Genomic DNA, 22,203 nt, shown 5'->3' with positions numbered 1-22,203 from the left:
ATCGGCGGGAACAAGCTGGTCGAGTGTGACCATCTCAAGCGCTGTCTGATCCGGACCGGGTTTCTTCAACATCAAAACAGTGAATCAAAAACCCCCGGCTAACGCCAGGGGTTTGTCAGCAGTCTGAGGCCGGGCATCAGCCCGGCCTTTTTGTTTGCCGATCGCCGGCAGCCGCTCCTTACCAATCAATCCGGCCGGGCTTATCCCTTGTGGCCGGCCCAGGCCTGAAGCTGCTTTACGGCCGGCTCAGGCCCGAGCATGAGCCTGTAAAAGTCGAAAAGGTCAGGCCGGAGCGAGGCGAGGAAATAACAAAAATGCAGCCGGAAGAAGCGGAAGCGCAGATACCGTAATGTCTCCGCGGGCATCCTTTCGGGAATACAGACGCTGAACCGCCGCGGCTCACGCGATGCCCGGATTTTGCCTGCCCTGGACGCATAGCGCGCAACGGGCGAAGTCCGCCCGCCGCAAACGATATCCTGGGGCCCGTAGATATCCGTCCAGTCGACTTCGGCCCTGGCGACCGTGGCCATTGCCTGGCCGAACCCCTGATCAGCCCCAAAACCGCCAAGGCATTCGAATGCCGGTCCCAAAGTTACGAAAGAGAACCCGCCGGCGCGCTGTCCGATATCCGGTTTCCGCCGCAACACGGCGGCGAGAATGTAGATCGCGACGAAAGTCCCGCAGCTGTGCGACACGAGGACCAGTTCTTCGTCGTCATCCGCCTGCTCGCTCAGCGCTGCGATGGTGTCGGCGAATTCCTCGATACGCTCCAGAATGTCCGGGTGCGCGTTACGCGCAAGCCTGGCCATGAAGTACCAGCTGTTCACCAGGTACCAGAAATAGGTCCAGGGTTCGATCAGCCGGGTGAAACCGTAGACGGCCGCCATCCACAACCCGCTGCCGACAAGCAGGACCAGCCAGGAAATGGAGCTCTTTATTCCCGCAGGCGCAATTGCCCCGACGTTCTCGAGCACAAACGGTGCCAGCAAAAGAGGCGGAACAAGACTGACGGCGCAATAAAGGGCAAAACCGACCGCCGGATAAAGAACGAAGATGCTGTGCGCCCAGTTGCTCTTGAGCACGGCTCCATATCCGCCGGCCCGCGCGTAAAGATAGAAGGACCAAAGGGCGTCCGTCATGATGCGAAACCAGCCCCGTTCGAAGTCGGGCTTGATCACGTCCCGCCAGCCGAGTTGCACAAATCGCGTTTCGACTGTGCCTTCCGGCCAGTCAACTCGCCCGTCCCATGTCGCCGTGCCGTCGCCGGAATCCGAACCGGTCTCTGCAGACGTGAGCGATCCGCCAACCTGTCTTATCTTCAGGAAATTCCGGAATTCCGACTTGATGAGTGCAAAGCTCTGGTTTACCGGGCGCAAATCGTACCCTGGACAATAGACGACGAGCCGTTTCAAGTGCTGCTCCGTTGTGAAAGCGTTTTTCCGGATGTGGACGGGCTTTGCTTCTTGCGTCCTCCCGTTTTCGCCGAAATCCTCCGCGCAGAAAACCGGGTGCCAAATTTTTTTTCTTCTTTCGTGAAATTCAACGCCAGTTCCGATATAGGGGGCCCCGGGAAAAGAACGGACGGCCCCAAGAAGCCTCGAGCACGACACGGAAGCGGAAAATGAGCGAATTCAAGTCGGAGTTTTTGAAAACCCTGTCGGAGCGCGGGTTCATCCACCAAATTTCCGACCCCCAGGGCCTCGACGAACTCTGCGCAAAGGAGACGGTCACCGCCTATATCGGCTTCGACTGCACAGCCCCCAGCCTCCATGCCGGCTCGCTCGTGCCGATCATGATGCTCTACTGGTTCCAGCAGACCGGCCATCGTCCGATCGCGCTGATGGGCTCCGGCACCACCCGCGTGGGCGACCCTTCGGGCAAGGACGAAAGCCGCAAGCTTTTGACCGAGGACGACATCGAGGCAAACAAGGCGGGCATCCGCAAGGTCTTCGAGAAGCTCCTCACGTTCGGAGACGGTCCGACCGATGCCCTGATGCTGGATAACGCCGACTGGCTTTTGAAACTCAACTACGTCGATTTCCTGCGCGACATCGGCCGGCATTTCTCGGTCAACCAGATGATCCAGCGCGACAGTGTGCGCCTGCGCCTTGAGCGCGAGCAGCACCTGTCCTTCCTGGAATTCAACTACATGCTCCTGCAGGGCTACGACTATCTGGAGATCTACCGCCGGACCGGCTGCCGTCTGCAGATGGGCGGCTCCGACCAGTGGGGCAATATTCTGTCCGGCGTCGACATCACCCGCCGGCTGGAAAGCGTGGAGGTCTTCGCCCTGACCTCGCCGCTCCTGACCACGGCCTCCGGCGCCAAGATGGGCAAGACCGCCGCCGGCGCCGTCTGGCTCAACGACGAACAGCTTTCCGCCTATGATTACTGGCAATACTGGCGCAACACCGAAGATGCCGATGTGGAACGCTTCCTGAAGCTTTTCACCGTGCTGCCGATGGATGAGATTGCCCGGCTTGCGGCCCTTCAGGGCTCGGAGATCAACGAAGCGAAGAAGATCCTGGCGACGGAAGCGACCGCTCTCATTCACGGCCGGGAAAAGGCCGAGGCGGCTGCGGAAACAGCGCGCAAGGCTTTCGAGGAAGGCGAAATGGCCCAGGGCCTGCCCACCGTCGAAATCCCGAAGGCCGACCTTGAAGCCGGTCTGGGTATTCTCAACGCCTTTGTGACCGCCGGCCTGTGCGCCTCCAACGGTGACGTTCGCCGCAACATCAAGGGCGGCGCAGTGAGGATCAACGACAAGGCCGAACAGGATGACAAACGCCAGCTCGGGCCGAACGATGTCACAGCCGACGGTGTGATCAAGCTGTCTCTCGGCAAGAAGAAACACGTCCTTTTGCAGCCCGTATGAGCTGACGGCGATACGATCGCGCGGACAATAACGAAAGGCCGGACCCAGCGTCCGGCCTTTTTCGTTACTGGAACATCTTGCGGAAGATGCCGGGCGCGATCGCCAAAATCGGGTTGACCGACAGTTTCGGATCGGAGACCTCCCCGGTCACACGATAGGTCACGCCGATCAGGCCCTCGCCCGATCCGCCGCCCAGGGCGAACCCGAGGATCGGGATCTTGGAAAAGATGTTGTTGAGGGCGAAAATCGGCACGAAGGTTCCGGTCAGGTCCATGGTCTGGGATGCCAGGTCGACGGTCCCGGACACGGTTCCCCCGAAGACCGCGCCCTTCAGCCCGCCCTTGTGGATGGTCAGCAGATCGCCGGCCCGGGTGAACAGGATATCGAGCGTCTGGAAAGAGGATTCCCCGTTCTGGGCGGCCGGCAGCTTGAGGCCGCCGTCGTTCCTGAGTTGCGAGCGGACCAGGCTGGGATCGGAGCTCAAGCGCTTGAGCGCCGGATCCTGGGTTATGGAAAGCTCGCGGACCCGGAAACTGCCGTCCCAGGTTTTCGTGTCATACATGTTGACGCGCAGTTTTCCCTGTCCGCCGCGCATGCGTTCGTAGAGGTCGAGGAATTTGAGCGTGGCTCCGGCATCTCCGAAATCGCCATCCGCCACCTTCCCCGTCCCTGCAGCCTGCAGGGAAAACTTGAAAGGCGAGCGGCCGTCGAGCGAACCGCTCAGGTCCGCCTTGGTGACCCCGTTCTTGTTGGCCTCGATCAACCCGACGAAATCATTGAGGCGGACACCGTTAAAGCCCGTCACCCGGCTCAGGCTGGCCGTCACCGCCAGCCCCTTGGTCAATCCGCTGCTGCCCTGGTCGTCGGTTCCGGTCGATGGTTTGCGGAGTTCGCGGATCAGCCCCCTCGCATCGAAGGAGTTGCCGATCATCGCCACCTTGTACCGGCCACCCTTTGTCTTTTGAACGCTGACCGAGGCCTCGTCGCCCGCCCTGAGCTGGAATGTCGCGAAGGAGGCGGTTTCCAGTTCGCCGGACTTGGAAAGCGTCATCGATCCGTTCACATCGACACCTTCGGAACGAAGGGTGAAGTCCTGCACGTGGTAGCCCTGGTCGCTCGTCTTCACCAGGAATTGCGCAGTTGCAGGAACGCCGGCACCCTTCGTCCAGCCGAGAGCATCCAGCCGGACGACGGTCTTCGTCAGGTCGACGTTGAACGCCTGGCCGCCATTGGCGTCATCGACGGTCAATGTCATCGGGCCTTCGAGCAAGGCCGAGAGATCGATACCGTTCTGCTTGAGTTGCTTGGCAGTCACATTGAGGACCACGCCCTGACGGCCTTCCACGCCGGAATCGCCAAGGGGGAACAAAAGGTCGATGTCGGCCGGCAACCCGTCCAGAATGCCTTTTCCGGTGATGGCCACCTGCTCCCGGTCCGCGTTCAGCTTGATTTCCGCGTCCTTGATCGTGTGTCCCCTGACCGGCTTGTTCAGACTGAAATTGGCGGATTCCGCTTTCGCATCCCATTTCACCGCGGACAGGTCGATATTTTTGCGCACGGGGAATTCGGCGTGGACCCAGGAGCGGCCCTTGCCGGCGATCGCACCGGGTGTCAGGCCGCTTTTCTCCAGAACACGGAACGGTTTGCTGTTGAAGATCCGCCCGATCTCCCGGACGCCGCCGTCGAGTTCCAGATCCAGCACGCCGAGCTTGTCGACCTTTTCCCGCAAACGCTGGATCTGGAAGGTCACATCGGGAACCGACACCTGGGCGCCGCTGCCCGTGTAAATAAGACCGCCGCCCGCATGGACGGTCATGACCTCATTTTCCACGTTCATCGTGCCGGAAAGGTTATAGGCGTCCGGCACCTCCCCGACCGGCGCAATGCGCGCATTGCTGAATTTCAGGCTGACCGTCATGTCGTCGCCGGACCAGCCCGGATCCGGGTCGTCCGGATTGAAAGCGGCCGGACGGAGGGAAAGATCGGCACGGGCCTCTTCGATCATGCCCGACTTGATGCGCTCGATGACCCATTGCCGCGCAGGCGGCACCACCGTGATCGGCCAGAGATGCTTGGCGAGACCGACGGGAACCCGCTCGCCGTCAATCGCCAGCGCCAGATAGGGCCCGTCATCGCGTATTTGCACCGAACCGGCCATATAGGCTCTCGCCTTGCCGGCCGCGATCAGGATGTTGTCCAGAAAGAGCGTCCTGCTTGCCTGTTCGAACCGTCCCGAAAAGGTCATGTCGTTGACGATGAACGGCGGCAAAGGCACATCGGACGAACCGAACTGAGCGAAATCGGTCGAGAGCTGGATGTTCCAGTCGGCTGTTTCTCCGTCCGGAGGAGCGATTTCCCCGGTGAAGAATATCTGGGTGTTGCCGTTGATCGCATGTGACCGGGTCACCTTGATCTTGGGATCATCCCCGGTCCATACCAGCGAGAGCGCCGCATCGTCGAAATGAATCGGCGTGGGCCCGATGTGAAACACGCCCTCTGCAACCCGGCCGACGAAATTGGCATAGCGGAACACGCCATCGCCCGACAGGCCGGTTTCAAATTTCATCTGCAGCGGAATTCCGAGATCCATTCCCGATCTCGGCACCTTGGCGGGGTTCACCAGGTCGGCAAGGGAAATGCCGTCGACGACCATGGCGATTGAACGGTCCTTCCCGTCAAGGGGAGCCTTGCGGAGGAATTCGATTGTCCAGGGTTCAACCCGTCCCGCCACTTTCGCCTTGGCGTGGATGGTCCGGTCCTGGTCCCAGGTAATCTGCGCATCGATACCGGAAAAATTGCGTGCAACCGCCCCCTGCACGACGACGGTTCCGTTCTGCACCGACACGTGTTCCAGTTTTCGGCGGGAGAACGCCCCTTCGACCACATTGCTGACCCTGTTGACCGCCTCCATTGTCAGATTCATCTTCGGCAGAACGGGTTCGCCGCCCTCCTTGACCCCGATCGTGACCAGCGGCCGGTCGATCGTCAGCGACGAGAACTCGATCTTTCCGCTCATCAGGGCGCCGAAATCGACTGGGGCCTCGACCAGAGGCAGCGACACATCGACGGGTACCTCGCCCGCCACGGTCAAAAGGGCTTCCCTGACGATCACGCGGACGCCGTCGCCGGCAGAAACATCGATCAGGGTATCGGCAATGGTCAGGCGCGCCGGGCCGTTACTTGCCTTTTCCGACATGAAACTTGCAAGAAGGGGAACATGAACGGGCCCGCTGCTCAAAAGGTAGGTGAGCCACCCTGCTCCGATGAGCACCACCCCGGCAAGCACGAGCCCGATCCGTCGGAGCCATCTCGAACGACGTGCCGGTACTTTGTGAGGCTTGGGCGCTTTATCCATATATTCCGAAATCTCAGAGGCGGCCGTCTTCTGCGACCGTCAGATGTTACTTGCTCTCAAGCAACCTGTCATTGAATGCGGGCTTCGTCGTTGAACGGAACGATAGCCTGTCTATGTTACGTACCAAATGCCGGAAATTGCGAATTCCAACGAAACGTGTACGCATTCCCGCAGAATGGCTTAAACAGCTAAGTGTGACATAAGGAAGGCATGATGAGTGAACTGACGATCGGCGATACGGCCCCTGAATTCGAACTGGAAGGCGATGGCGGCACGAAGATTTCCATGGCCGCGCTGAAGGGATCGCCCGTTGTCATTTATTTTTATCCCAAGGACGACACGCCGGGATGCACCAAGGAGGCCATCGCCTTTTCCGGTCTCGAACCGGAGTTCGCCAAGCTCGGAGCCAAAATCATCGGCATTTCGCCCGACACCGCCGCCAAGCATGACAAGTTCAAGGCAAAGCACAATCTGACCGTCCGCCTTGCCGCCGATCCCGAAAAGGCCGTTTGCGAAGCCTTCGGTGTGTGGGTGGAAAAATCCATGTACGGCAGAAAATACATGGGCGTGGAGCGGTCCACCTTTCTCGTGGACGCCGAGGGCAAGATCGCCCGGATCTGGCCGAAGGTGAAGGTGGCCGGACATGCCGAAGCCGTGCTGGACGCCGTAAAGGCCCTTTGACGCGTAATTGAGCCGCAATTCATGACATCCGAAGACCGTACCGGCCCTCCCGGCTCGCTGGTTGCCGGAGCCCGTGCCATTGTCCGCGCAGGCGATACGTCCGAGAAGGTGCGCCTGGCGCACGCGACCGCCCGGGCCTGGTTCCGGAGGGAACTTGCGCTCGGCAGTCCGTCCCGGGACGGCGCGATGCCCGATCGTCCCGGACGACCCGACAAACCCGTCCTGCTGGCGCCCCGGGACATGCCCAAGCGGGCGCTAGGCGGCGATGCCGGCCGGCTGGCCCTGATCCACTCGCTTGCACATATCGAGTTGAACGCGGTCGACCTCACCTGGGATCTGATCGGCCGCTTCGCCGATATCCGCCTCCCCCGCTCCTATTACGACGACTGGGTCCGGGTCGGCCTGGAAGAGGCCAAGCATTTCTCCATGCTGGAAGACCGTCTGGCAAAACTCGGTGCCCGATACGGTGATTTGCCCGCTCATGACGGACTGTGGCAGGCCGCCCAGGAAACCGGCCATGACCTCGCGGCCCGGCTTGCGATCATTCCGCTCGTCCTGGAGGCCCGCGGCCTCGACATTACACCGCCGATGATCGAAAAAGCCGAATCGCTGGGCGATGCGGACACAGCCAGGGCGCTCTCGGTGATCTACCGGGACGAGAAAAACCATGTCGCCTTCGGCGCGAAATGGTTTCGATTCCTGTGTGACAGAATCGGCATCCGCCCCGAACCCGCCTTCCATGGCTATGTCCGGCGCCATTTCAAGGGCGCATTGAAGCCGCCGTTCAACGACCGGGCCCGCTCGGAAGCCGGGCTAACTCCCGGTTTCTACAAGCCTCTTGTCCGTTTGACCGGATAATCGGACCGCCGGAAAGACGATTTATTAACCTTACCAATTTCTAATCGTGGTCACTGATCAAGCGAGCTGTAACGAGTGATATCAGCGGCCATGCAAAAGCACCGGGAATTCCGCAGCCAAGGATTTGGCACCGCCACCACCCCTCACATTACGTTTACGCGTGGGACGAAAACCACGACGATGATTATCCGTCCGTCGATGCTGATAGCAGCCGCGGCCGTCTGCCTGGTGCTGTCCCTCGGTTATTTCGGTGCAACCGCCTACTGGTTCCTCCGCGACGACATGGCCGCCTCGGCACAAGCCGAACGCAAGCAGATGGAAACCCTGTATCAGGACCGCATCGACCGGCTGAAATCCGAAATCGAACGTCTCAGCAGCCGCCAGATGGTGGATCGCGAAAACGTGGAACAGCAGGTCACCACCCTCCTCCGCCGCCAGCAACTGCTGAGCAAACGGCACGAGGTCGTCACCGAACTGATGGCACGGGCGGAGGAAAGCGGCATCCGGATTGCGGCACAGAGCCCGGTGCCCGCCGAGAAACCGGTCCAGAGCGAAAGCACGCTTGCGAATATCGACGACGATACGTCGGCGATCGGTGGCGAGCCGCAGCCGGTCAAGGATCCCGTTAAAGCGCTTGGCCTGAGAGGAGAGCCGGATCCGGAAACGGACAAGCTGAACCTGAAGCCGGGCATCGATCCGGAAGAACAGGCAGCGCTTGACGCCGTCGATAAGGATTTGAACGTCATGGGACGTGAAAGCGACGCCGTTCTGGACGCCCTCGCGGTGGCAACCGAAAAGCAGATCGACAAGATCGTGGCGGCAACGAAGCCCCTGGGCGTAACGCTCATCAAGAGAAAGAACGGCCGGTCGGATGATGCGATCGGCGGCCCATTCGTCCCGATTACAGGCGGCACCTTTCTGGATCGGGTCAACCGCACCGAACGGGTTCTGAAGGCACTGCATAACGTCAAGAACCGGGCCCGTCTCCTGCCGCTTTACCGCCCGACCCGCAGCACCTCCATTTCCAGCCATTTCGGTCCGAGGACGGATCCCTTTCTGAACCGGCTCGCCATGCACACAGGCATGGATTTCAAGGCGCCCTACGGCTCGCGGGTCTTTGCCGCTGCCTCAGGCACGGTTGAACATGCAGGTTGGAAAGGCGGTTACGGCAAGATGGTGGAAATCCGCCATGCGAACGGTTTCATTACCCGCTACGGCCACCTGAGCAAGATCCGGGTTTCCGTCGGAGATCACATCGTTGCCGGAGACCTGATCGGCAACGTCGGCTCGACCGGCCGCTCCACGGGTCCGCACCTGCATTACGAAGTCCGCCAAAGCGACGAGGCCATCGATCCGGCCCCCTTTGTCACGGCCGGCGATCGCATCGCCGCCCTCTTGAAGCATTAGACTTCGGCCGGCAAGACAACAAAAAGGCGCCGCGGGGAACCACGGCGCCTTTCGTCTGTCCGTAGGGAGCGTCGGTTAATCGACGTCTTCGACTTCGACCTCTTCCCCGCCAAAGACACGCTGGGCGAGAGCTGCTTCCATGAAGGGATCCAGGTCGCCGTCGAGCACATCCTGCGGAGACGTGCTTTCGACACCCGTTCTCAGGTCCTTCACCAGCTGATAGGGCTGCAGGACGTATGAACGGATCTGGTGTCCCCAGCCGATATCGGTCTTGTTGGCCTGCTCGGCATTGGCGGCCTCCTCGCGCTTCTTCAGCTCGGCCTCGTAGAGCCGGGCCTTCAGCATCGCCCAGGCGGTCGCCCGGTTCTTGTGCTGCGAGCGCTCGCTCTGGCACTGCACCACGATGCCCGTAGGCTGGTGGGTGATGCGCACTGCCGAGTCGGTGGTGTTGACGTGCTGTCCGCCCGCACCGGAGGCCCGGTAGGTATCGATCCGGCAGTCGCTTTCATTGACCTCGATATCGATCGAATCGTCGATCACCGGATAGACCCAGGCGCTTGAGAAGCTGGTGTGCCGGCGCGCCTGGCTGTCATAGGGCGAAATCCGCACCAGGCGATGCACGCCCGATTCGGTTTTCAGCCAGCCGTAGGCGTTTTCGCCCTTGATCAGAAGGGTCGCCGACTTGATGCCCGCCTCTTCGCCGTCGTGATATTCCAGCACCTCGACCTTGTAACCGCGCCGTTCCGCCCAGCGGCGGTACATGCGCAGCATCATGGACGCCCAGTCCTGGCTTTCCGTGCCGCCCGCTCCGGAATTGATTTCCAGATAGGCGTCATTGGCGTCGGCCTCTCCGGACAGGAGTGACTGCAGCTGCAGCTTGTTGACCTTGTCCTTGAGGCCCTTGAGCGCGTCTTCCGCCTCGGAGATGACACCCTTGTCATCCTCCATCTCGCCGAGTTCGATCAGCTCGATGTTGTCGGCAAGATCCTGCTCCAGTTCCCTGACGCCGCTGATGCCGTCATCGAGTTGCTGGCGCTCGCGCATCAGCTTCTGGGCGCGGGAAGGATCGTTCCAGAGCTCCGGATCTTCCGAAGCCGCATTCAGTTCATCCAGTCTGACCAGGGCCTGATCCCAGTCAAAGATGCCTCCTCAGCAGGCTTATGGCCTGCTTGATGTCATCAACGACGGCTTCCGTTTCGGCGCGCATCGAATACCTCTTGCTGTTGTGAGAAACCTGATTCCGGTCCGGAATGCAGGCAATGAATTGGGCCGGGACATTAGCCCCGGCCTCGTCCGGTGTAAACACCTCGAAACTCAGGTGGGAATGCGGATTGCCTAGTACAAGCCGCCCGTGCCCGACAGAACCGCCTGGCCTGCTTCCGGAGAGACTTCGCGCGGAACGCCCATCTCGTCCTGGAACCCGATGACCGAGTAGCTGTCCGGCGGCGCCATACCCGGCTTGAAGGCTTCCAGGATGGTGCCCGGCGCGCCGGCCTGGGCGCGCAGGCCCGTGCGCCGGTTGATCGGAATGAGCTGCAAGCCTTTCGGCACACGGAACTCCACCGGCGGCTTGCCGGCAAGCGCTTCCTTCACGAACTCCGTGAAGATCGGTGCAGCCACATGACCGCCGGTCGCGCCGCGGCCCATGGGTTTGGGCGTGTCGTAACCGACGAACACCCCGACCACCAGGTCCGGCGTGAAGCCCATGAACCAGGCGTCCTTCTCGTCGTTCGTGGTACCGGTCTTGCCGGCAACGGGACGTCCGACAGCCTGGACGCTGGTCGCGGTACCCCGCTGCACGACCCCCTCCATCATGGAGGTGATCTGATAGGCCGTCATCGGGTCGAGCACCTGCTCGCGGTTGTCGATCAGTTGCGGCTCGTCCTGGCCTTCCCAGACCTCCTGGCTGCAGCCGTCGCAGATCCGGCTGTCATGCTTGAAGATGGTCCGGCCGTAGCGGTCCTGAATCCGGTCGATGAGCGTGGGGCGCACCTTCTTGCCGCCATTTGCGATCGTTGCATAGGCGGTCGCCATGCGCATGACCGTGGTCTCCCCGGCGCCAAGCGCCATGGAAAGAACCGGCAGCATGTTGTCGTAGATGCCGAAGCGCTTCGCATATTCGGCAACGAGCGGCATGCCCATGTCCTGCGCCAGGCGCACCGTCATCACGTTCCGCGACAGTTCGATCCCCGTACGCAGGGTCGACGGACCGTAAAACTTGCCGCCGTAGTTCTGGGGCCGCCAGGTGCCCAGTCCCGGACCCTGGCTGATTTCGAGCGGCGCATCCATCACCACGGAGGACGGTGTGTAACCGTTGTCGAGCGCGGCCGCATAGATGAACGGCTTGAACGACGATCCGGGCTGCCGATAAGCCTGGGTCGCCCGGTTGAATTCGCTCTGCGCGAAACTGAAGCCGCCGACCAGGGCAAGCACACGGCCGGTATAGGGGTCCATGGCGACAAGGGCCCCGGACACTTTCGGAACCTGCCGCAACTCGTAAGATCCGGGCGCTACCGGGCTTTGTTCCACATAGACCACGTCGCCCGGCGACAGCACATCGGAGACCGCTTTCGGCGCCTGGCCGTGCACGCGGGCCCATTTCATCGTCTCGAGGAAGAGCGGACCGGTCTTGCGCTCATCCGACAACTGCCCGCTCGGCAGTTTGTCAGGCTGGATCCCGACCTCTGCCTTACCGTCTCCGGCCTTCAGAACCACGGCCAGGGACCATTCGGGAACGTCGTCCAGTCCGTTGATCTTGGAGAGTTCCGGTCCCCAGTCGCCATCGATCGAGATCTTGTCCACCGGGCCGCGCCAGCTGCCGCGCTCGTGATCGAACTTGATCAGCCCGTCCTGGAGCGCCTTGCGCGCCATGACCTGAAGTTTCGGGTCGAGCGAAGACCGAATGGACAGCCCGCCCTCGTAAAGGCGCTTTTCGCCGAAGATATCCGCCACTTCGCGGCGCACTTCTTCAGTGAAATATTCGGCTGCGAACAGGCGGGTACCGGTTTCGCGCGGCGTGACCTTCAGCGGTTTGGCCTTGGCTTCCTCGCCCTGCTCGGAAGTGATGTAACCGTTCTCCACCATCCGGTCGATCACCCAGTTCCGGCGCTCGATCGCAGCCGCCTTGTGACGATAGGGATGGTAATTGTTCGGTGCCTTCGGCAGAGCCGCCAGGTAAGCCATTTCCGCAATGGACAGCTCATGCACGGACTTGTCGAAATAGACCAGCGACGCAGCGGCAATCCCGTAGGCGCCCAGGCCGAGATAAATCTCGTTTAGATAGAGTTCCAGGATCTGGTCCTTGGTGTAGGCCTGCTCGATCCGAAGGGACAGAATCGCTTCCTTGATCTTGCGATCGATGGAAAGTTCGTTCGTCAGCAGGAAGTTCTTGGCCACCTGCTGGGTAATGGTCGACGCTCCCTGGGGCCGGCGTCCGGTCCCGATGTTCTTCAGATAGAACACGAGGGCACGGGCGATCCCTTCCGGGTCCACACCGATGTGATGATAGAAATTCTTGTCTTCCGCCGAAATGAAGGCGTCCTTGACGAGATCCGGCACGGCCTGAATCGGCAGGAACAGGCGACGCTGGTTCGCGTATTCGGCCATGAGCTGACCGTCTGACGCATGAACGCGGGTCATCACCGGCGGCTCGTAGTTCTTCAGCGCGGTATAGTCCGGCAGGTCCGCGCTCAGATGTTCCAGATACATCCACACGCCGGCAGCCACCAGCAAGCCGAGGGCCGCGCCGATGCCGAACAGGTAGCCAAAAAACTTCACCAGAAATTTCATGCCAGGAGGCTCGTCTTTCTTTCCCGACCGGTGTGAGGCCTCTTTGACAACGGTGCGAAGAGGACCTGACCCGAAAATCTTACCGCCAGTCCCTTAACACAGGACTAGCGCATACAACATGATACCGATCACATGTGTGCGTGCGATTGCACTTCCTTAACCACCAATATGGCGATGCTGAGGCAGGACGCCACCTGCCCCTCCGCCCGCCGGTCACGTTTCCCTTTTATTGCGACACCTTATCGCTTTCCCGGCTGCGGTCCTGAGCCAGCCGGGGACGGAAAAAAGTATCGACCGCCTCGACCATGGCATCGGCCATGCGCTCGCGCCATTCATCCGAAATCAGAAGTTTTTCGTCATGACTGTTGGAAAGATAGCCGAGTTCCACCAGGACGGACGGGACATCATTGGCCTTCAGCACCCGAAATCCCGCCGACCGGTGCGGATTGTGAATCAGCCGGACCGCGCTCTTGAGCTCGCTGACCAGCGAACGGGCGAAGAAAACGGAAAAGTTGCGGGTTTCCCGCCGGGCGAGATCGATCAGGATATCGGCCACATCCGCCGGTTCGTCTTCGAGCTGCACCCCAGCGATGACGTCGGACATGTTTTCGCTCTCGGCAATTTCCTGTGCCAGTTGGTCCGATGCGCGGTCCGACAGCGTATAGACCGTCGCTCCGCGCGCGAGGCTCCGGCCCCGGACCACGGAATCGGCGTGGACGGAAATAAACAGGTCGGCCTGCTGCCTATGGCCGATTTCCACCCGCTCCCCCAGGGGGATGAAGGTGTCGTCGTCACGCGTCATGCGAACCGTATAGCGGCCGGTTTCTTCCAGCTTGCGCTTCAGAATGTCGGAAAATTCGAGCACCACGGCCTTTTCCAGCGTGCCGGCGACCCCTATCGCACCCGTATCGATACCGCCGTGACCGGGATCCAGCATGATCAGCGGCTTGTCCCGCAGATCCGCCTTCGCCAGCCGGTCACCTTTTCCGCCTTCTTCGCGGTTTGCCGTGCGGACAGGCTTTGCGCTCGAGGACTGCACGAATTTCAGGAACCCCTCGCGTGAGGTTTTGACAATGTCTATCACCATTCGGGCCGGCTGATCGTCCACGGCCGGCAGAACGAATGTCTTGTCGATGGCGACCGGTTCGGACACATCCAGCACGATGCGCGACTTGCCTTTCGCAAACAGACCATAACGCCAGGCCTTGATCAGGCCCCGCCCTTCCCTGCCGGTGTCCGCGGGAAGATCGAAGGTGATTTCAGGCAGGTCGATAATGAGCCGGTAGGGATCGGCCAGGGCCGAAATGACCGGCGACAGCTGCTGGTCCAGATCCAGAACGAATCGGGTGCGATCCTCGTCGCCCGCAATCCTGGCGCCGCTGACATGGACGAGGTTTTCATTTTCAGCGGCCGCCCGGGCCGGCGACGGCACCTGCGCGAAGGCCAGTGCAAATGCGAACATGACCGGCAAGATCCACCGCCAAATGGGCGGGCGGACTAGTCCCGAACCGTGTTTTTTCCAATGACTGACGACGGAATTCATATGGATTCTTGCCATTTCCTGCATCAAGCCGGTTGCGCGGACTATTCGCCCGGCGCTCCCCGAAGGCGCCCAAGCATAAGGGGAATTATGGGCATGTGCTTTACATTGCTTGCAAAGGCGCGTTGCTGATCGTAAAAGTACCTTACGGATTTCGGTCTGCCACCGATACCATCCCCGATGACGGATCATCTGGTCTATCCACATGTCATCGTGATTTCGGAGCTCAATTGGGTCACTTTTGAGGCCATCGACCCAATTTGAACCAGCTCCCGGTCACACCGGAGGAGGCACGGACAACAGACCCGGCATCGTCTCACCTTCCAAAGGCCGAATGTCAAGCCATAGGAAAAGTGAACGGCCAGTCCGCATGGCGGGATGCGGTTTCAGCGAACATGTTCCTGTGATTCGCGCCCCAGAGAATGACAACGACTTTAACAACGGGCATGCGTTGCCCCGAAGGATCACGCGCGATGCACATGACGATCAACATGCCAGCAGGCCACGTTTCGGCGGCCGCTTGTATTGATCGCCCGACCGCGCCCAACGCATTGTCTGTACCTCAGCACATCATAAACAATACGGCAGTCCACCACGCTTCGGGCGTTGCGCCCTATTACGGCGAACGACGCAGGGCTGCTGTGGAGACAAACATCAATGGCGAACAAGATGCTGATCGACGCGGCCCACCCGGAAGAGACCCGGGTCGTCGTCGTACGCGGCAATCGGGTTGAAGAATTCGACTTCGAAGCAGCAAACAGAAAGCAATTACGCGGGAACATTTATCTAGCAAAAGTCACGAGAGTAGAGCCCTCCCTCCAGGCGGCATTCGTCGAATACGGCGGGAACAGGCACGGCTTTCTCGCTTTCAGCGAAATTCATCCCGACTACTATCAGATACCGGTCGCCGACCGGCAGGCCCTTCTCGACGCGGAACACCACGCCGAACAAAAGGACGATTCGGGCGAAGAGGACGAAGCACCGGCCCGCAAGCCCAGAAGAGGCAGACGCTCCAAGGCCGCGGCCAGCAAGACGGATGAAACCGTTGCCTCCGAACCCGTCGACAGTGACGATCGGGAAGAAAAGTCCGAAGATGCGGCGGAAGCCGACCAGGCTGACGCCGGGGTCGAAGCCGCAACGTCCGAAGATGTAACGGAAGACAGGTCCGCGGAAACGGAAGACGAGACGGAAGCCAGGGCTTCCGACGAGGACGATGACGGCGAAGCGGACGGCGACGATCAGGTCGAATCCGTCGGTGCCGAAGACGCCCTTGAGGAATTGCCCGAGCGCCGCCCGCCGCCGCGCCGCCAGTACAAGATCCAGGAAGTCATCAAGCGCCGCCAGGTCATTCTGGTCCAGGTGGTCAAGGAAGAGCGCGGCAACAAGGGCGCTGCTCTGACGACCTATCTGTCGCTCGCCGGCCGCTATTCGGTTCTGATGCCCAACACGGGCCGTGGCGGCGGCATTTCCCGCAAGATCACCCAGCCGACCGACCGCAAGCGCCTGAAGAAGATCGCATCCGAGCTGGATGTGCCGGAAGGCATGGGCGTCATCCTGCGCACAGCCGGCGCCAGCCGCACCAAGGCCGAAATCAAGCGCGATTTCGAATACCTGATGCGTCTTTGGGAAAATGTGCGCGAGCTGACGCTGAAATCCAGCGCGCCGAGCCTCGTTTACGAGGAAGGCAGCCTGATCAAACGCTCGATCCGCGATCTCTACAACAAGGATATCAACGAGGTTCTTGTCGCCGGAGACGAAGGCTACCGCGAAGCCAAGGACTTCATGCGCATGCTCATGCCGAGCCATGCCAAGAACGTCCAGCCGTATCGCGATCCTTCGCCGATCTTCATCCGCAACGGGGTCGAGCCGCAGCTTGATGCGATGTTCTCGCCCCAGGTGACGCTGAAATCGGGCGGTTACATCGTCATCAACCAGACGGAAGCGCTCGTCTCCATCGATGTGAACTCGGGCAAGTCGACCCGCGAGCACAATATCGAGGACACCGCACTCCAGACCAACCTGGAGGCGGCCGAGGAAGTCACACGCCAATTGCGCCTGCGCGATCTTGCCGGCCTTGTCGTGATCGACTTCATCGACATGGAAGAGAACAAGAACAACCGGACCGTCGAACGGCGTCTGAAGGATTGCCTGAAAAACGACCGGGCGCGCATTCAGGTCGGCCGGATCTCGCATTTCGGCCTTCTGGAAATGTCGCGCCAGCGCATCCGGACCGGCGTTCTGGAGAGTTCAACCACCCCCTGTCCGCACTGTTCGGGCACGGGCATGATCCGCTCGGTGGAATCGGTCGCCCTGCACGTCCTCCGCTCGTTGGAAGACAACCTGCTGAAGGGCGCGACCCACAATCTTGTCATCCGCACCACGACCCCGGTAGCGCTTTACATCCTCAATCAGAAGCGCGCGAACCTGTCCGATCTGGAAGCCCGCTTCGGCGTCTGGATCGAGGTGCAGGCCGACGACATGGTCAACGGCCAGCATTACGTGCTGGAACGCGCCGATCCGGTCGACAGGGACCGTCAGCCGCAAGTCGTTCCGATTGTTCAGCCGGACACGATCATTCCGGAAGAGGAAGAAGAAGAGGATCTGACCGAAACGCCGGAGCGTTCCGAGGACGAAGGCGACCGGGATCGCCGCCGCAAGCGCCGGCGCAAACGCCGCCGGGGCGGAGCCGACGGCTCATCCGAAGGCGCTGAAGCCAGAGCTCCCCGTGAGGAAGACGGCGAAGGCGGCGAAACCGGCGACGAAGACGCAGACCGGGCCGGCGGCCAGGAAGGCGAAGGCGGATCTTCCGACGACGAGCCGCGCCGCAAGCGCCGCCGCGGCCGCCGGGGCGGACGTCGCGGACGCCGTAACGGTGAAAACGGCGACGAAACCCTTGAGGTTGAAGCAGGAACCGAGGCAGAAACCGGAACCGGGGCCGAGACCCCGGAAGACGGCGAAGCTCAGGAAGAGACCGAAACGCGTGAGGTACCCTCTGAACCAGAGGCTGCCCCGGTAGAAGCCGTGGCCGAGGCTGAGGCCGAGGCTGAGGCTGAGGTTTCCGAAGCCGCAGAGGAACCGGCCGCTCCGGCCGAAGAGGAAAAGGGCGAAACGCTGGTCAAGACCCCGGCTCAGGCGACGGAACCCGCCGAACCGGTGGTTACCAGCGAGAAGGCTTCGGACAGCGAAGACGATGCCGACAAGAAGCCGAAACGCGGCGGCTGGTGGCAGCGGCGGTCTTTCTTCTGATCGTCCTGAGAACACAAACAAGAAAAGCGGCCGTTTGGCCGCTTTTTTTGTCCCCCCATGGCCGCTTTCGTCAGCCGAGCCAGTGCTTCAGCTGGACCAGCGCCTGTTCCATGTCCTCATAGGACCCGGCGAAGGAAAACCGCGTAAATTCCGCGCCGTGTACCGGATCGAAATCCACCCCAGGCGTTGCCGCCACACCGGCTTCGTGAAGCATGGTCTTGGTGAATTCGAGCGAATTCGGGGAAAAGGCGCTGGTGTCGGCGTAGATATAAAAAGCTCCGTCGACCGGAAGCAGCTTGTTAAAACCGAGTTCCGGCAATCCCTTCAAAAGCAGCTCCCGGTTTCTGGCATAACCGGCCTTCACGGCCTCCAGCTCGTCGCGGCATTCGAGCGCCGCCGTTGCGGCAATCTGCGAAAGCTCGGGCGGAGAGATATAGAGACTTTGCGCCAGCCGCTCGACGGGGCGCAGCAGGACCTCGGGCAAGATCATCCATCCGATCCGCCAGCCGGTCATGCAGAAATATTTCGAAAAACTGTTGATGATGATCACCTGATCGGAATAGGCCAGAGCGGTTTCCTGCCGACCCTCATAGACCAGGCCATGGTAAATCTCGTCCGAGATGAACCAGATCCCCTCTTCGCCGCAATAGGTGACCAGTTCCTCCAGCTTCTCGGGCGGCATCATCGTGCCTGTCGGATTGGCCGGGCTCGCCACCAGAACGCCTTTTACCGGACCATCGGCCTGCGCTTTCGCGATCAGCTCGGGCGTCAGGCTCCAACGGGTTTCCGGACCGACCTCAATCTCCACCGGAACCAGCCCGAGGGCACTGATGATCCCCCGGTAAGCCGGATAACCCGGTGCCGTCAGGACGATCCGGTCCCCCGGATCGAAAGCTGCGAGAAAGGCGAGATTGAACCCGGCCGACGAGCCGGTCGTCACGACGAAGCGATCCTTGTCGACTTCCCGTCCGTAGGTCTCAAGGTAATATCTGGACAGGTTTTCCCGCAACGGGATGACACCTGCGGTTTCCGTATAGCCGATCAGTTTCGTATCGAGGGCCTGCTTGGCCGCGTTACGGGCTCTTTCGGGCGCGGGTACCCCGGGTTGCCCGACTTCCATATGGACGATCTTTCTGCCTTGATCTTCCAAGCGGGCTGCTTCAATCAACACTTCCATTGCCAAAAAAGGGGCAATATTACTTCGTTTAGATACCTGGCCAGGCCGAAAGGCCATCCGCACCTCCATTGCATTGCACAAAAAAAACACATAGGCCTTTTAGCATCTGTCTGGCCGAAATGTATACGCGTGCGGCGACTTGACCTTGTATAATGGCCTCCCATACTCACATACGGTCCCGAAACACCCGACCGCGCTTAGGAGGAAGAGCCTTTTGAACGGCCGACCGGAAATGCTTCTGTTATCAGCCACACGCCGCGGATCCCCGCTTTGCGCCGATGAAAGCCGGCGGTTCCGCCGGACCGGCCGCAAAATCGGCGACAGGGTCCTGACAACGGCCATGGCGCTCGCTATCTCCTTTCCGTTCCTCTCGGCACCGGCACAGGCGCAAGGCAGAAAAATTCCGGTTGTGCGCGATGCAGAGACAGAAGAACTCCTGCGCGACTACGCGATGCCGATCTTCAAGGCCGCCGGGATCGCCATGACAAGACCCGACATCATTCTTGTGAATGATAAGAGCTACAACGCTTTCGTTCCCGATTCCGGACGCATGTTCATCAATGTCGGCGTTCTGATGGAATCCGAAACACCGAACGAGGTCATCGGCGTCATTGCCCATGAATCGGGCCATATCGCCGGCCGCCATCTGGCCCAGCTTCGCGGCGCCGCCTCGAACGCGGCAATCATGTCGGTCATCGGCATGCTCCTCGGTGCAGGGGCAGTCGCAGCGGGCGCCACCTCCGGTTCCGGGGGCATCTCCCAGGGCGGCCTGGCCGCGGCCGCGGCCGGCGGCGCGATCGGGCAACGGTCTTTCCTTGCCTACCGGCGCGGCCAGGAAGCCGCCGCCGATAAGGCCGCATTGCGATACCTGAATGCGACCGGGCAGAGCGCGAAGGGAATGCTGACCACCTTCAAGCGCTTCGCCGACGAACAGATGTTCATCGCCAAATATGTCGACCCCTATGCAGTCAGCCACCCGATGGCCAGGGATCGTTACCGGTCTTTGGAAACGGCTGCCGAGCAGAGCGCGTATTTCAACAAAAAGGATCCGGCGTCGCTTCAGTTCCGCCACGACATGGTCAGAGCGAAACTCTTCGCCTTCACCAGCCATCCCAATGCGGTCGCGCGCGCCTATCCCCGCTCCGACACAAGCCTTCCGGCGCAGTATGCCCGGGCCATCGCGGCCATGAAAACCAGGCGGCGGGACGCGATCAAGGATGTCGACGCCATGATCCGGCAGTTGCCGAACGATCCGTATCTTTATGAACTCAAGGGACAGGTCCTTCTGGAAGGCGGCAATCCGCGTTCGGCGGTCGCACCGTTCCGAAAGGCCGTTTCGCTGCGTCCGAACGAAGGGCAATTTCTGGTCTGGCTCGGCTATGCCCTGGTCGGTTCCAACGATCCCAACGTGCTTGGGGAAGCGGAACGCATCCTGCGCAAAGGGGTTCAGCAGGATCCGTATTCACGCATCGGTTTCAGCCAGCTCGCCATTGCCCAGGTCCGGCAGGGCAAACAAGCGGACGCAGACCTTTCGACTGCAAAGGGGCTGATGGTCGCCGGCGATTTCGACGCCGCGAAACGATATGCCGCCCGTGCTCAAAAGAATTTGAAGCGCGGATCGCCTGCATGGCTTCAAGCTGATGATATTGTGTCCTACAAACCGCCGCACCTCGGCAACAACTGACCTACTCCGGCAGAGCCCGGTGCTGAGCGCAAAACGTCAAGACAGCCGTGCCTGCAAGCGGCCTTAGGAGACCAAGATGTCCTACCAATCACGCGCACTTCGATCCCGCGCAGTCGCCGCCCCGTTATCGGCCCTTCGCATCAGCATTCTGGCGTTGAGCGCGCTGCTGGCCTTGACCGCGCTCATGTTCGGGATCCGCAGCGCTGCCGCCGAAGAAATGGATCGCGCCCAGATCGAGAAAATCATCCGCGAATACCTGGTCCAGAACCCGGAAGTCATCACAGATGCCCTGACGGAGCTGGACCGGCGTCAAAAGGCGGCCGAGGAAGCCGCACGCAAGACCGCACTGACTGAATCCGCCGACATCCTCTTCAATTCCGCACGTCAGGTCGTCCTCGGCAATCCGAAGGGATCCGTCACCCTGGTCGAATTCTTCGACTACAATTGCGGTTACTGCAAACGCGCCCACGCCGATATGGTAAGGCTCCTCGACGAGGAACCGGAACTGCGCATGGTCCTCAAGGAGTTTCCCGTTCTTGGAGAAGGATCGGTCGAAGCCGCCAAGATCGCCGTCGCGGTCAATATGCTCGCGCCTGAAAAATACGGCGAATTCCATGAGGCTCTGCTCATGATCCGGGGCCGGGCCAACAAGGAAAGTGCGCTGAAGGCGGCAACCGATATCGGCCTGTCTGCCGAGGAGATCGCCAATGCCGTGTCCACAGGCGAAGCGGGACAGACGATTGATGAATCCTATACCCTGGCCAACCGCCTGGGATTGACCGGAACACCGTCCTATGTGATTGGCGACGAAGTCATTTCCGGCGCAGTCGGTTATGATCATCTGAAAGCAAAGGTCGACGCTTTGAAAGACTGCGGCGCGACGACCTGCTAAATTTTGTATCCCGATAAAGTGAGAGACAATAAGGGCTTTTCCTGACCTTGTTGGTTCCTTATAAGGTGCATGGAACTGGTCCGGCTGAAACGATGCCGGACCATCGGATATTTTGCGCTGAATTTATCGAACGCGATGGCGCGCTTCATCAAGGCAGCATTGGTTTGTGGAACGCAGACACCACAACGATGCGCCCCAAACGACCCGAACCAGGAAAGTCCTGAGAAATGTCAGAAGATAAAAAGAAATTTGAAACGGATCTGATCCGCGACCTAGCGCTCCTTCTCGATGAGACCAACCTTTCGGAAATCGAACTGGAAAAGGACGATTTCCGCATTCGGGTCGCCCGCCAGTTGCATATCGACGCACCGGTGACGATGGCGGCTCCGGCAGCTGCTCCGGCACCTGCGGCTGCAGCGCCTGCCGCGGCACCGGCGGCCCCTGCAGCCGACGCCGGTCCGCATCCGGGCACGATCAGCTCTCCGATGGTCGGCACGGCCTATCTGGCGCCCGAACCCGGCGCCAAGAATTACGTCGAAGTCGGCGACAAGGTGTCCGAAGGCCAGACGATCATGATCATCGAGGCCATGAAAACCATGAACCACATTCCGGCGACCAAGTCCGGGACCGTCAAGCAAGTCCTCGTGGAAGACGCCCAGCCGGTCGAATTCGGCGAACCCCTCATCATCGTCGAATAGG

The 22,203-nt window shown here is 60.7% G+C and carries 14 protein-coding genes; 8 read left to right on the top strand and 6 right to left on the bottom strand.

Translation table 11 applies throughout. From position 1 onward, the window contains the following. Positions 1-200: 200 nt before the first annotated feature. Positions 201-1,412, bottom strand: a complete 1,212-nt coding sequence (locus tag HK439_RS23900) for a hypothetical protein (protein WP_190294007.1) — start codon at positions 1,410-1,412, stop codon at positions 201-203. Between the two features lie 209 nt (positions 1,413-1,621). Between HK439_RS23900 and tyrS the strand changes: the two genes are divergently transcribed. Then, entirely contained in the window at positions 1,622-2,875 is a 1,254-nt protein-coding gene (gene tyrS, locus HK439_RS23895; RefSeq protein WP_190294006.1) for a tyrosine--tRNA ligase, read from the top strand. Between the two features lie 64 nt (positions 2,876-2,939). On the opposite strand, the gene HK439_RS23890 is transcribed toward tyrS, so the two are convergent. Further along, positions 2,940-6,071 (bottom strand): AsmA-like C-terminal domain-containing protein, encoded by a 3,132-nt coding sequence (locus HK439_RS23890; RefSeq protein WP_190294005.1) that lies wholly within the window; start codon positions 6,069-6,071, stop codon positions 2,940-2,942. A gap of 372 nt (positions 6,072-6,443) precedes the next feature. On the opposite strand from HK439_RS23890, the gene bcp reads away from it, so the two are divergent. The 3 genes from bcp to HK439_RS23875 all read left to right on the top strand — a co-directional run bounded on the left by bcp (position 6,444) and on the right by HK439_RS23875 (position 9,176). After that, complete coding sequence (gene bcp / locus HK439_RS23885) at positions 6,444-6,911, top strand: thioredoxin-dependent thiol peroxidase (RefSeq protein WP_190294004.1); 468 nt, start codon at positions 6,444-6,446, stop codon at positions 6,909-6,911. 21 nt (positions 6,912-6,932) lie between these two features. After that, the gene (locus HK439_RS23880; protein ID WP_190294003.1) at positions 6,933-7,769 is read left to right on the top strand and encodes a ferritin-like domain-containing protein; all 837 of its coding nucleotides are present in this window, start codon (positions 6,933-6,935) and stop codon (positions 7,767-7,769) included. Positions 7,770-7,949: 180 nt separating this feature from the next. After that, positions 7,950-9,176, top strand: coding sequence for a M23 family metallopeptidase (locus HK439_RS23875; RefSeq protein WP_190294002.1), 1,227 nt, complete (start codon positions 7,950-7,952; stop codon positions 9,174-9,176). Positions 9,177-9,251: 75 nt separating this feature from the next. Here the strand turns inward: HK439_RS23875 and prfB are convergent. From prfB to HK439_RS23860, 3 genes are all read right to left on the bottom strand, one after another. Then, positions 9,252-10,383, bottom strand: a protein-coding gene (gene prfB / locus HK439_RS23870) for a peptide chain release factor 2 (RefSeq protein ID WP_190294001.1) whose coding sequence is annotated in 2 segments (ribosomal slippage) — positions 9,252-10,313 and positions 10,315-10,383 — 1,131 coding nt in all. Because the reading frame shifts where the segments join, the coding sequence is not laid out codon by codon here. 128 nt (positions 10,384-10,511) lie between these two features. Next, positions 10,512-12,956 carry a penicillin-binding protein 1A gene (locus HK439_RS23865; RefSeq protein ID WP_209012039.1) on the bottom strand — a complete coding sequence of 815 codons (2,445 nt, stop codon included), beginning with the start codon at positions 12,954-12,956 and terminating at the stop codon, positions 10,512-10,514. 235 nt (positions 12,957-13,191) lie between these two features. Continuing rightward, entirely contained in the window at positions 13,192-14,427 is a 1,236-nt protein-coding gene (locus HK439_RS23860; RefSeq protein ID WP_190293999.1) for an N-acetylmuramoyl-L-alanine amidase, read from the bottom strand. A gap of 735 nt (positions 14,428-15,162) precedes the next feature. Here HK439_RS23860 and HK439_RS23855 point away from each other — a divergent pair. Then, on the top strand, positions 15,163-17,751 hold the full coding sequence (locus HK439_RS23855; protein WP_190293998.1) for an Rne/Rng family ribonuclease: 2,589 nt from the start codon (positions 15,163-15,165) through the stop codon (positions 17,749-17,751). 70 nt (positions 17,752-17,821) lie between these two features. Here the strand turns inward: HK439_RS23855 and HK439_RS23850 are convergent, their stop codons facing one another. Further along, positions 17,822-18,985, bottom strand: coding sequence for a pyridoxal phosphate-dependent aminotransferase (locus tag HK439_RS23850; protein WP_190293997.1), 1,164 nt, complete (start codon positions 18,983-18,985; stop codon positions 17,822-17,824). Between the two features lie 175 nt (positions 18,986-19,160). On the opposite strand from HK439_RS23850, the gene HK439_RS23845 reads away from it, so the two are divergent. The 3 genes from HK439_RS23845 to accB all read left to right on the top strand — a co-directional run bounded on the left by HK439_RS23845 (position 19,161) and on the right by accB (position 22,202). Further along, positions 19,161-20,612 (top strand): M48 family metalloprotease, encoded by a 1,452-nt coding sequence (locus HK439_RS23845; RefSeq protein ID WP_190293996.1) that lies wholly within the window; start codon positions 19,161-19,163, stop codon positions 20,610-20,612. Between the two features lie 76 nt (positions 20,613-20,688). Continuing rightward, a complete protein-coding gene (locus HK439_RS23840) occupies positions 20,689-21,504 on the top strand; it encodes a DsbA family protein (protein WP_190293995.1) in 816 nt (271 codons plus the stop codon). 227 nt (positions 21,505-21,731) lie between these two features. Then, positions 21,732-22,202 carry an acetyl-CoA carboxylase biotin carboxyl carrier protein gene (accB, locus tag HK439_RS23835; protein ID WP_190293994.1) on the top strand — a complete coding sequence of 157 codons (471 nt, stop codon included), beginning with the start codon at positions 21,732-21,734 and terminating at the stop codon, positions 22,200-22,202. The last annotated feature ends 1 nt before the right edge of the window (position 22,203 follow it).

Origin of the sequence: Roseibium aggregatum (genome assembly GCF_014692675.1) — a bacterium.
Taxonomy (GTDB): domain Bacteria; phylum Pseudomonadota; class Alphaproteobacteria; order Rhizobiales; family Stappiaceae; genus Roseibium; species Roseibium aggregatum_C.
This window is presented reverse-complemented; position numbering and strand designations above follow the sequence as displayed.